Annotated in this window: 10 protein-coding genes; 2 read left to right on the top strand and 8 right to left on the bottom strand. The window is 69.8% G+C overall.

Going from position 1 to position 11,732, the window contains the following annotated elements:
* The coding region (locus VET29_RS24175; RefSeq protein WP_324924322.1) for a 3-hydroxyacyl-CoA dehydrogenase family protein at positions 1-1,590 on the top strand (1,590 nt) is incomplete at its 5' end.
* Positions 1,591-1,797: 207 nt separating this feature from the next.
* The gene (locus VET29_RS24170) at positions 1,798-3,027 is read left to right on the top strand and encodes a S1 family peptidase (RefSeq protein ID WP_324924320.1); all 1,230 of its coding nucleotides are present in this window, start codon (positions 1,798-1,800) and stop codon (positions 3,025-3,027) included.
* A 4-nt stretch (positions 3,028-3,031) separates the two neighbouring features.
* Here VET29_RS24170 and VET29_RS24165 read toward each other — a convergent pair whose 3' ends face one another.
* From VET29_RS24165 to VET29_RS24130, 8 genes are all read right to left on the bottom strand, one after another.
* Complete coding sequence (locus VET29_RS24165) at positions 3,032-4,450, bottom strand: beta-N-acetylhexosaminidase (protein ID WP_324924318.1); 1,419 nt, start codon at positions 4,448-4,450, stop codon at positions 3,032-3,034.
* Positions 4,447-5,280, bottom strand: a complete 834-nt coding sequence (locus tag VET29_RS24160; protein ID WP_324924316.1) for a carbohydrate ABC transporter permease — start codon at positions 5,278-5,280, stop codon at positions 4,447-4,449. Before VET29_RS24160 ends, VET29_RS24165 begins: the two co-directional genes overlap by 4 nt.
* Positions 5,277-6,224 carry a sugar ABC transporter permease gene (locus VET29_RS24155; RefSeq protein ID WP_324924313.1) on the bottom strand — a complete coding sequence of 316 codons (948 nt, stop codon included), beginning with the start codon at positions 6,222-6,224 and terminating at the stop codon, positions 5,277-5,279. The genes VET29_RS24160 and VET29_RS24155 overlap by 4 nt, the downstream gene beginning before the upstream one ends.
* On the bottom strand, positions 6,224-7,534 hold the full coding sequence (locus VET29_RS24150; RefSeq protein ID WP_324924311.1) for an extracellular solute-binding protein: 1,311 nt from the start codon (positions 7,532-7,534) through the stop codon (positions 6,224-6,226). The genes VET29_RS24155 and VET29_RS24150 overlap by 1 nt, the downstream gene beginning before the upstream one ends.
* Positions 7,535-7,671: 137 nt before the next feature.
* Positions 7,672-8,070 (bottom strand): DUF1707 domain-containing protein, encoded by a 399-nt coding sequence (locus VET29_RS24145; RefSeq protein WP_324924309.1) that lies wholly within the window; start codon positions 8,068-8,070, stop codon positions 7,672-7,674.
* Positions 8,071-8,083: 13 nt separating this feature from the next.
* Entirely contained in the window at positions 8,084-9,481 is a 1,398-nt protein-coding gene (locus VET29_RS24140) for a gluconate:H+ symporter (RefSeq protein WP_324924307.1), read from the bottom strand.
* Between the two features lie 10 nt (positions 9,482-9,491).
* Entirely contained in the window at positions 9,492-10,109 is a 618-nt protein-coding gene (locus VET29_RS24135; protein WP_324924305.1) for a bifunctional 4-hydroxy-2-oxoglutarate aldolase/2-dehydro-3-deoxy-phosphogluconate aldolase, read from the bottom strand.
* A gap of 7 nt (positions 10,110-10,116) precedes the next feature.
* On the bottom strand, positions 10,117-11,700 hold the full coding sequence (locus VET29_RS24130) for a D-aminoacylase (RefSeq protein WP_324924303.1): 1,584 nt from the start codon (positions 11,698-11,700) through the stop codon (positions 10,117-10,119).
* Positions 11,701-11,732: the final 32 nt, after the last annotated feature.

Genomic DNA, 11,732 nt, shown 5'->3' with positions numbered 1-11,732 from the left:
TCCACAGCGGACGAGCTGCTGCCGAAGGCCAAGGAGTGGATCAGGGCCAACCCCGAGGCCGCGCAGCCGTGGGACGTCAAGGGCTACAAGATCCCCGGCGGTTCGCCGTCGCACCCGGCGTTCGCGGCCAACCTGCCCGCGTTCCCCGCGAACCTGCGCAAGCAGCTCAAGGGCGCGAACATGCCGGCGCCGCGGGCGATCCTGTCCGCCGCGATCGAGGGCGCGCAGGTCGACATCGACACCGCGCTGACGATCGAGTCCCGGTACCTGCTGGAGCTGCTGTCCGGCCAGGTCGCGAAGAACATGATCAAGGCGTTCTTCTTCGACCTGCAGCACATCAACTCCGGCGGCTCGCGGCCGGACGGCTACGAGAAGTTCACCGCACAGAAGGTGGGCGTGCTCGGCGCCGGCATGATGGGCGCGGGCATCGCGTACGTCTGCGCACGCGGCGGCATGGAGGTCGTACTCAAGGACGTCTCCGCCGAGGCGGCCCAGAAGGGCAAGGACTACTCGGTCAAGCTCTTCGACAAGGCCGTGTCCCGCGGCAAGGTCACGCGTGAGAAGGCCGACGAGACACTGGCGCGGATCACGCCGACGGCCACCGCCGAGGACCTGGCCGGCTGCGACCTGGTCATCGAGGCCGTGTTCGAGAGCACCGAGCTGAAGCACAAGGTGTTCGCGGAGATCGAGCACATCGTGGCGCCGGACGCCGTGCTCGGCTCGAACACCTCGACGCTGCCGATCACCGGGCTCGCCGAGGGTGTGCAGCGGCAGGAGGACTTCATCGGCCTGCACTTCTTCTCGCCGGTCGACAAGATGCCGCTGCTGGAGATCATCGTCGGCGAGAAGACGTCCGACGCGACGCTGGCCAAGGCGTTCGACGTCGCGCAGCAGATCAAGAAGACGCCCATCGTGGTCAACGACTCGCGCGGCTTCTTCACCAGCCGCGTGATCGGCACCTTCATCAACGAGGCCGTCGCGATGGTCGCCGAGGGCGTGAACCCGGCATCGGTCGAGCAGGCGGGCTCGCAGGCCGGCTACCCGGCCCCGCCGCTGCAGCTGCTGGACGAGCTGACGCTGACGCTGCCGCAGAAGATCCGCAAGGAGACCCAGGCCGCGGTCATCGCCGCGGGCGGCACCTGGGACGCGCACGCCTCCGAACCGATCATGGACCGGATGGTGGAGGAGTTCGACCGCAAGGGGAAGTCCTCGGGCGCGGGCTTCTACTCCTACGCCGACGGCAAGCGTGTCGGGCTGTGGACGGGTCTCTACGATCACTTCACCAAGGAGGGGCACGAGATCCCGTTCGAGGACATGAAGGAGCGGATGCTCTTCGCGGAGGCCCTCGAGACGGTCAAGTGCTTCGACGAGGGCGTGCTGCGTTCGGTGCCGGACGCCAACATCGGCTCGATCATGGGCATCGGCTTCCCGCCGTGGACCGGTGGCGTGATCCAGTACATCAACGGCTACGAGGGCGGCGTCGCCGGTTTCGTGGCCAGGGCACGGGAGCTCGCCGAGCGTTACGGCGACCACTTCCTGCCGCCCGCCTCGCTCGTCGAGAAGGCGGAGAAGGGCCAGAAGTTCGAGTAGGTTCTCGGTAGCGACCCTTCGGTGCCGCCGTGCCCCCGGGCCCGGCGGCACCGTCGTGTCTGCCCTTTGGTGCGGGGACCGCGTGCTCCGTTTGGTTCCTCTCGTTCCCCCGGACTGCCTGTATCTGGGCGAAGTGCTAACGCGGCGTGCGTCTCATGGCGACCTCCCGGCGTTCGACATCTTCCAGACCGGGAGGAAATCCAAGAGATGCACAGACTGACTCGTGTTCTCCTCACGGCCGGCGCGGTGTGCGCGCTCGCCGTGACGGCTCACTCGACCGCGGGGGCCGTGCCGAAGAGAGGCGGCGCGGCCACCACGGACGAGGTTCTCGTTGCCATGCAAAGGGATCTTGGCCTGTCCGCCACACAGGCCAAGGCGCTGCGGGGTCAGCAGGACAAGGCGGTCAAGCTCGACGCCGGCCTGCGGGACTCGCTCGGCTCGTCGTTCGGCGGGTCGTGGTTCGACATCGAGAGCGGCAAGCTCGTCGTCAACGTCACCGACCAGGCCCGCGCGGCCGAGGTGACCAAGGCCGGCGCGCGTCCGGTCGTGGTCAAGCACAGCGAGGCGGAGCTCGACGCCGTCCGGGCCGAGCTGGACACCTTGTCCGGCAAGGCTTCTGGCACCGACCGTGCCGCGAACGGCAAGTCGGCCCTGGCCGGGCTGTCGGGCTGGCACGTCGACCCGAAGACCAACAGCGTGGTGGTCTCGACGGTCAAGGGTGAGTCGCGGCCGGCGGCGCTCGACGGGCTCGCCAGGTTCGGCGACGCGGTGAGCTACGAGCAGCTCGACCAGGCCCCTCGGGAGACCGCCAACTACATGGACGGTGGCGACCTGATCAACGGCAGCAGCTGCTCGGCCGGCTTCAACCTGCGCAACCCGTCGACCGGCCAGGGCTTCCTGCTGACCGCCGGGCACTGCACGGGCACCGGCCAGGCCAACTACGGCCAGGGCGGCGTCTTCTTCGGCTACACCGTCGCGAGCTGGTTCCCGACCTTCGACGACGCGCTGATCCGCAACGACAACGCGGGCTACTGGATCCAGGGCCCGTGGGTGGACTACAACCCGTCCAACGGCGGGTTCATCAACGTCAGCGGCTACAGCGACTCGCCGGTCGGCACCGTGGTCTGCAAGTCCGGCATCACGACGCTGTGGACCTGCGGTCAGATCACGGTGAAGGACGAGACCGTGCAGTACAGCGGGGTCAGCTCCCCGGTGTACGGGCTCACCCGGCACTCGGCCTGTGTCGAGCCGGGTGACTCCGGCGGCGCGAACGTCGCGGCGCTTTCGGTGTGGTCGCCGGAAGGTGTCACGAGCGGCGCCTCACTGCTGTTCAACCGGTGCCTGTCGACGTACGGGCTCACGAACGTCTCGTGGTACTTCCCCATCGCCGACAGCCTTTCCTACTACGGAGCGGTCTACGGCGTGACCACCTGGTGATCGTCTACAGGTGACGGATGCGGCCCGGCACGCCGGGCCGCATCTGCCACGGGTGGGGGCCGGCCAGCGGGCGGTACTCCACGCCGAGCGCGTCCAGTCTCGGCAGGTGGTGGCGGACCAGGCGGGCCTCGAACTCCTCGTAGTCGCGGGCGTGTGCGCTCCACACCACCTCCGCGAACGCGGCCAGCCGAGGGAACGCCGCGTAGTCCACGCGCCGGGCGTTGTCCAGGTGCTCGGTCCAGACCTGTGCCTGCGCACCCAGAACCCGTGGCGAGACAGGCGGTTCGTAGGCGTAGACGTCCGCCAGCGTGCGCAGGTAGCCGACCGGGACGGGCTCGTCGGGGTGGTCGGACTGGCGGTGGTCCAGGTACACGTGCTCTTCCGGGCACAGCACGACGTCGTGGCCGGCCGGCGTGTTCAGCCATGCGCCGATGACCGTGTGCCGGGAGAGGGGTCCGGCGTCGTCCCACGCCATGGCGCGGCGACCGAGCGACTCGAGGTGTGTCACGAGCCTGCCGAGAAACCAGCCACGCAGCTCGTCCACATCGGACAGTCCGAGCGCGGCCGCGTGCTCGACGGTCCACTGCGTGGTGGGCACCTCGTCGCCGCCGACGCAGATCACCCGGGACGGAAAGACCTCCGTCACGTGCGTGAGGACCTGGCGGTAGAAGTCGACCGTCCGCTCGTTAACCGCCAGCACGTTCTCGTTGACGCCCCAGCGGGTCAGCACCTCCAGCGTCGCTCCGGTCGCGCCGAGCCACGGGTACGCGGCGATGGCCGCCTGGCTGTGGCCCGGGACGTCGACCTCCGGCACGACCGTGATGTGCCGTTCCGCCGCGTACGCGACGATCTCCCGCAGGTCGTCGACGGTGTAGTAGCCGCCGTGTGGGCGGCCGTCGTGCCCGGGGGTGCCGTCCGGCGGGCGGCCGACCCACGAGCCGGCCCGCCACGCGCCGACCTCGGTGAGCCGCGGGAACGCCGGTACCTCGATCCGCCAGCCCTGGTCGTCGGTGAGGTGGAGGTGCAGGATGTTCAACCGGTGCGCGGCCATCAGGTCGAGGAACCGCAGCACGCCGGCCTTCGGCATGAAGTGCCGCGCCACGTCCAGCAGGCAGCCACGCCACCGCAACCGCGGCCAGTCCTCGACGACGCCGTACGGCAGCTCGTACGGTCCATTGTGGATCCCGGCGGCGCGGAAGGCGGACGGTCCCAGCAGCTGCCGCAACGCCTGCCGGGCATGGCAGGCGCCGGCGGCGTCGGCCGACGCGACCCGGACCCCGTCGGCGTCGACGGTGAGCCGGAAGCCTTCCGGCGGAAGCGAACCGTCGGTGGAGTCCTGTATCTCCGGCGATCTGCCGACGAGTAGCGTGCCGGCCGCCGGGGTGACCCGCACCGGCCGGGGGAGCAGTCCGTCGAAGCTCATCCCTTCACCGCCCCCGCCATGCCGGAGACCAGATGCCGCTGCACGATGAGGAAGAACACGAGCACCGGCACGGTCATGAGCGTCGAGCCCGCCATGATCGCGCCCCAGTCCTGCTCCTCGGGCTTGAAGAACACCAGCAACCCCAACGGCAGGGTGCGGTTCTCGGTGCCGGAGATGATGAACGTCTTGGCGAAGAGGAAGTCGTTCCACGCGTGGATGAACGACACCACGCTCGCGGCCACCAGGCCGGGTGCCACCAGCGGGAACAGCACCTGCCAGGTGAACCGGAAGCGCGACGCGCCATCGAGGGCCGCGGCCTCCTCCAGCTCGGCCGGCACGGCCGCGACGAACCCACGCAGCAGCCAGATCGCGAACGGCAGGCTGAACGCCAGGTGCACCAGCACGAGCGAGCCGAGCTGGTTCAACCCGATCGCGGGCACCGCCTGACCGAAGGAGCGCAGCAGGAAGAACAGGGGGATCGTCAACGCCTCCACCGGAACCATCTGCGCCACCAGCAACATCACGACCAGCACCGTCCGGCCGCGGAAGCGGAAACGGGTCAGCGCGACCGCCGACAGGAACGACACCAGCAGCGACAGCGCCACCACGGTCACCGCGACCACGACGCTGTTCACGAAGTACAGCCCGAAGTTCTCGACATCCAGCACGCGGCGGAAGCTGTCCAGGGTGGGCGCGAACGTCAGCGGTGACGCCGACCGCAGCTCACCGGCGGGTTTCACGGCCGCCAGCACCATCCAGTAGAGCGGGAACGCGACCACGACGGCGAGCAGCACACACACGGCGTCGACCACCAGCTGCCCGCGCCTCACCGCACACCTCGCTGCGCGCGCACGTACAACGCCGTGATGAGCAAGAGAAGGACGGTCATGACCACGCCGATGGCCGCGCCCAGCCCGTACTCCTCGCCCGCGAACGCCTTCTGGTAGGCGTAGACGTTCAGCACCAGGTTCTGCCCGGCCACACCGCCGCCGTTCGTCATCACATAGATCTGGGTGAACACCTTGAAGTCCCAGATGATCGACTGGATCGTCGCGATCGTCAGGATGGGCCGCAGGATCGGCAGTAAGACCGAGGTCGCGGTGCGACGAGCCGACGCGCCGTCCAGCGACGCCGCCTCGACCACCTCGCGCGGGATCGCGGTGATGCCCGCGTACATGGTCACCATGACGAACGGGAACGAGCACCAGATGATCTCGCCGGCCACCAGCCCGAACGCCGAGTACCGGTCGAAAGTCCAGGAATGGCCGTGCATCCCGCCGAACCCGAGACCCGCGAACACCTCGTTCACCAGCCCGAAGTCCTGGTCGAACAGGAAGAGCCACACGTACGAGCCCGCGATCGTCGGCGTGGCCCACGCACCGAGCGCCGCGAGGAACAGCAGCGTCCGCGGGATCCGCCGGGCCCGGCCGGCGAGCACGGCCAGCGCGGTGCCGACGAGTACGGTGCCCGCGACGCAGACCCCGGCGAACACGATGGTCGTGACCAGCACGTCCCAGAACCGCGGGTCGCTCAGCAGCTTGGCGTAGTTGTCCAGGCCGAGGAACACCAGTGGCGCGGCCCCGCTCGCCTGCGGTTGCCCGTAGTCGTACAGCGAGATGACGACGAGCTGGTAGATCGGGTACACCAGCAGGGCGAGGAGAACCACGCCGGCCGGGATCAGGTACCGCAGAGCGGCCCGGCCGTCGCCGCGCCGCACCCTGCTGGCACGGCGTGGCGACGGCGCGGGCGTGACCGGCGTCGGTTGCGCGGTCATCAGCTGCCGAAGTCCTCGTTCATCTGGGTCGCCGCCGCACTGGTCGCCGCGTCGACGTCCAGCTGCCCGGTCGCGATCTGCTGCACCGCGGTCGGCAGCACGCCCGCCGCGTCGATCTTGGTCCACGCCGGGGTGCTCGGCACGAAGCGGGTGCCCGCCTGCGCGGTCCTGATGAACGGCGCCAGGAACTCGTCGCTCTTCGCGACGCGGTTCTGCACGTCGGCGAACGTCGGCATGTTGCCCATCGCCCCGAACATCTTCTCCTGGTACTTCTTGCCGCCCAGGAGCTCGACGAACTCCAGCGACAGCGTGTACCGGTCGCTGGAGCGGAACACGCCGAGCAGGTTGCCGCCGGCGAACGCGGGGGCGATCGAGCCGGACTTGGTGCCCGGCAACGGAACCACCGCGTACTTGCCCTTCACCGCACCGGCGTCGATCGCCGCGCGGTTGAAGTCACCACCGATCACCATGCCCGCCTTGCCGCCCGCGAACGCCGCGACCGACTGGCTGCCGGTGAGCTGCGCGCATGCCGACGGCGGGCAGATGTCGTCGTGGAGCAGCTCGGCGTACTGCGTCAGGCCGGCGCGTGCCTGCTTGGCGTCGATCGTGGACTTCCAGGTGTCGCCGTCCTGTTTGGCCACGTCGCCGCCGTTCGCCCAGATGTAGGGCAGGAACGAGTACTGGGACTTGCCGCCGGTCGCGATGCCGTACAGGTCCGGCTTCGCGGCGCGGATCCTGCGCGCGGTCTCGGTGAGCTCCTTCAACGTCTTGGGCGGCTTGAGGTCCAGCTCGTCGAACACGTCCGTGCGGTAGTAGAGCGCGCGGGTGCCGGTGTACCAGGGGATGCCGTAGGTCCGACCGTCCACTTTGGCCGTGTCGAGGACCGAGGGCACCAGGTCCTTGCCGTCCGGCCAGGCCTTGACGTCGGCGGTGAGCTCGGCGAACCCGTTGGACGCGGTGTACCCGGCGAGGTCGGTGTTGCCGAACTCCGCGACGTCCGGGGCGCTCGCGGGATCGTTGAACGCGCCGTTGAACCGGGAGGCGCGGGTGTCGACCGGCAGGTACTCGACGTTGACGGTGACGCCGGGGTGCGCCTTCTCGAACTCGGCCCTAGCCTCGGTGACCACGGCCTCCTTCGGTGCGTTGGTGGGTTCCTGGAAGAGCCATACCCGCAGCTCACCGGTCGTGGCACCCACGGTGCCGCCGGCCGACGCGGTCTGCCGCGGGCTGTCGTTCGAGGCTTGCGGTGGCGCGCAAGCGATCGCGAGCGCGCCGAGCGCGGCGACCACAACTGTCCGTCGGATGGTCATAGAGGCTCCCGTTGCATCATGCGCAATGAACGTTCTGCGATGTGCAACGGATGCTAAGCGGCCGCTACTCCGCTGCACAAGGGTCCAAACCATTGGGGCTTGCCAGGTTCCTCGTGTGAAGCGGGGCCGCGGTCCGGTCAGCGCGTGGCGGAGGCGAAGATGGCCGCCACGGCGAGCAGGCAGGCGAAGATGACCGCGGGGATCCACCAGCCCGCGAGGATGGCCGCGACCACGATGATGCCGCCGGTGATCAGCAGCAGTCCGGCGCCACCGCCGGCACGGGCCGCCTGCGCGACCCATGCCGGTCCGCCCATGATCGCCTCGCCCAGCAGGGGGTGCGGCGCGGGCAGGTCGGTGAAGAGCGCACGCAGTTCACCGACCGTCCGCGCATTCTGTGCCAGCTCTCGGCGCCGGTCGTGCTCGGCCGAGGACAGGTGCTCCTCCGCGCGGTGCTCGGCCAGCGCCCGGATCGCGATCTTCCGGTCGGCGCTGTCCGCCCACGCGGCGTCCTCGTCCTCCGCTTCCTCCGGCGACATGGTGGCCAGTCTGTCAGATCACCGCCATGAGTAGCGCCGCGACCGCGAAACCGACGACGGACAGAATGGTCTCCAGCAGCGTCCACGTCTTCAGCGTGTCCTTGACCGAGATGCCGAAGTACCGCGACACGATCCAGAACCCGCCGTCGTTGACGTGCGAGGCGATGATCGACCCGGCACAGATGGCCGCCACCAGGAGTGCGAGCTGTGGTTGCGAGTAGCCGACGTCCTTGATGGTCGGACCGATGATGGCCGCGCTCGCCGCGATCGCCGCCGTCGCGGAGCCCTGTGCGATGCGCAGGCCGCAGGCGATGACGTACGCCGCGAAGATCACCGGAAGACCGGCGTCGTGCAGCGTCCCGGCGATGGCGCTGCCGATGCCGGTCGCCTTGAGCACCGCGCCGTAGAACGCACCCGCGCCGACGACCAGCAGGATCATGCCGACGGGACGCAGTGACCTGGTGCCGAGCTCGGCCGCCTGTGCCCTGGTCATTCCGCGCCGGTAGCCGAGGAGCCAGAACGCCAGCAGCACCGCGACCGTGAGCGCGACGGCCGGGGTGCCGATGAAGCTCGCGATCCCGGCGACGGTCGAGCCCTTCGGCAGCCAGATGCTGCCGAACGTGCCGGCGAGGATCAGCACCAGCGGCACCGCGATGATCCCGATCACCAGACCCAGGCTGGGTTCGCCGCGGTCGTGCTTCTCGGACTCCGCCGCCGCCAGCATCTCCTCCGGCACCGGGATGTCGATCCGCTTGCCGATCCACGACGAGAACAGCACGCCGCCGACGAACCACGCGGGGATCGCGCACGCCGCGCCCATCAGGATGAGCCAGCCCAGGTCGACACCGAGCAGGCCGGCGGCCGCGACGGGCCCGGGGTGCGGCGGCAGGAACGCGTGGGTGACCGAGAGGCCGGCGAGCAAAGGCAGGCAGTACAACAGGATCGACCGGCCACCCTGCTTCGCGGCGACGTAGACGAGCGGCGCGAGCACGAAGATGCCGACGTCGAAGAACACCGGGACGCCGAAGATGAGACCGGCGAGCCCCATGGCGAGCGGTGCCCTGTTCTCACCGAGTGCGCGGAGCAGGGACCGGGTCAGCACCTGTGCGCCGCCCGAGGCCTCGAGGATCGCACCGAGCATCGTGCCGAGGCCGATGATCGCGGTGATGTGACCCAGGATGCCGCCAAATCCCGTCTCCAGCAACGACTCGCCGGGTTTCTGCGCCGAGCCGACGAGCGTCAGCACCGGCACGCCGGAGGCGAGCGCGGTCAGGAGCCCGATCACCAGCAACGCGATGAATGGCTCGACCTTCCATTTTATGATCATCAGCAGGAGAAGCGCGATGCCCACGATGGCGAGCAGCAACAACCCCGGCGTCGAGTGTTGTAACCAGTTGATGAACCCCGACATGACAACCTCGTTAGGCTAGTGCGGCAAGGAACTCTTTCGCTCGTTGCGAGATCTCGTCGAACCGTGACTCCGCGGCCAGTTTCGGCCCCACCACGCCACTTCCCGCGGTCACGGCGATGGCGCCGCCCGCCAGGAAGGCGGCCGCGTTCTCCGCGTTCAGGCCACCGGTGGCCACCAGGGGCGTGTCCGGGTACGGGCCGTGCAGGTCGGCGAAGTACGCCGGCCCGAGCCTGGCCGCGGGGAACACCTTCACCGCCGTGGCGCCGAGGTCGACCGCCGTGGCCACCTCGGTCGGGGTCATCGCGCCCAGTATCAGCGGGACCCGTTGGCGCACGGCCTCTTCCGCCACGTCCGGGCGGATTCCCGGCGTGAGCATGAACGTCGCGCCCGCGTTGACGCAGTCGCGGGCGTCCTGCGCCGACATCACCGTGCCGGCGCCCAGGATCAGTCCGTCCACCCTGGCCGCCTGCTCCATGAGCCGCGGCGCGTCCGGTGTGGTCAGCGCGAACTCGACAATGGGAATGCCCGCCTCCACCAGCGTCCTGGCCAGGCCGACCGGGTCGGGGATCGCCGGTGCCCGGATGATGCACAGCGCGCGGCGCGTCGACAGTTCGGCAAGCAGGTCCATGTCCGTCTCAGGCTTCCCGGTTGCGGATGGAGTGACCGGCGAGCGCACCGGTGTGCCGGCCGTCCTCGATCACGGGCACGCCGTTCACCAGCACGTGCGGGATCCCGGACGCCGGCTGGCGTGGCTCGTCGAACGTCGCGGTGTCGGCGACGGTGGACGGATCGAACAGCACGAGGTCGGCGGCGTAACCCTCGCGGACCAGGCCACGGTCGGTCAACCGCAGCCGTTTCGCGGCCCGGCCGGTCAGGTGGGCGACGCACTCCTCAAGGCTGAGCACGCCCAGCTCCCGCACGTACCGCCCGAGGTAACGCGGGAACGTGCCCCACGCACGGGGATGCGGCCGCTCACCGACCAGGAGTCCGTCGCTGCCACCGGTGTGCGTGGGGTGACGCATGATCGTCCGCACGTTGTCCTCGTGGCCGACGTGCATGAGGCAGGACGTGCCGAGCTTCTCCTCGACCAGCACGTCGAAGTACAGCTCCGCCGGTGGCCGGCCGGCCGTGCGCGCGGACTCCGCCACGCTGTGGCCCACCAGGTGCGTGTGCTTCTGGTCGCGCACACCGTTGATCTCGATGGACGTCCAGTCCACCGGCACACCGTGGCAGCCGTCCGAGCCGTGTTCCTCGAGGTCCGCCCGGATTCGCTCCCTCGTGTCCACATCGGACAGCCGGGCCAGCGTCGCGTCGAGCCCGCCCTCGGTCGACCAGCTCGGCAGCAGCGCGGACAGGTAGGTCGCGCCCGGCAGGTACGGGTAGGTGTCCAGCGAGATGTCGCAGCCGTCCGCGACCGCGTCGTCCAGCAACGACAGCAGCTCACCCGCCCGGCCCTCGTTGACCGGGAAGTTCATCGTGGCGTGTGCGAGGTGCAGCGGGCAGCCGGAGCGGCGCGAGACGTCGACCATCTCCGCGTACGCCGCCAGCGCGCCGGCGCCGTAGCTGCGGTGGTGCGGGCTGTAGTACCCGCCGCCGGCGCCGACCACCTCGCACAACGCGACGAGCTCCTCGGTGGTCGCGTACATGCCCGGCGTGTAGGTCAGGCCGGAGGACATGCCCACGGCGCCCTCGGCCAGCCCCGTGGCCACCAGCGACCGCATACTGTCCATTTCGGACGGTGTGGCCGGGCGGGACGCCCAGCCCACGGCCAGCATCCGCACCGTGCCCTGCGGCACCAGGTACGCCGCGTTCACCGCGATGCCCCGGTCCAGCCGGTCCAGGTACTCCCCGACACTGCGCCAGCTCCAGTCGAAGCCCGGCGGGTCGTCGTTCCAGCCGGCGAGCTGCGTACGCAGCCCGGCGAGCGTCTCGTCGTCGACCGGCGCGTACGACAGGCCGTCCTGCCCGAGCACCTCCAGCGTCACGCCCTGCGAGACCTTGGCCAGATGCTCGGGGTTCGCGAGGATCTGCAGGTCCGAGTGCGAGTGCATGTCGATGAACCCGGGCGCCAGCACGAGCCCGTCCGCGTCGATCACCCGCCCGGACGTGCCGGCGCCGATCGCGCTGATCCGTCCATCATGGACGGACACGTCGGCGCGGCGGGCCGGTGCGCCCGTGCCGTCCACCACGGTCGCGCCGCGGAAGGTCACGCCCGCCATGCCGTCTCCCCGCCCGTTCCGTGGCGCCGGCA

This window comes from Actinophytocola sp. (assembly GCF_035634895.1).
GTDB lineage: Bacteria > Actinomycetota > Actinomycetes > Mycobacteriales > Pseudonocardiaceae > Actinophytocola.
The sequence above is the reverse complement of the archived record's forward strand: the minus strand, read 5'-3'. Positions and strand labels throughout refer to the sequence as shown.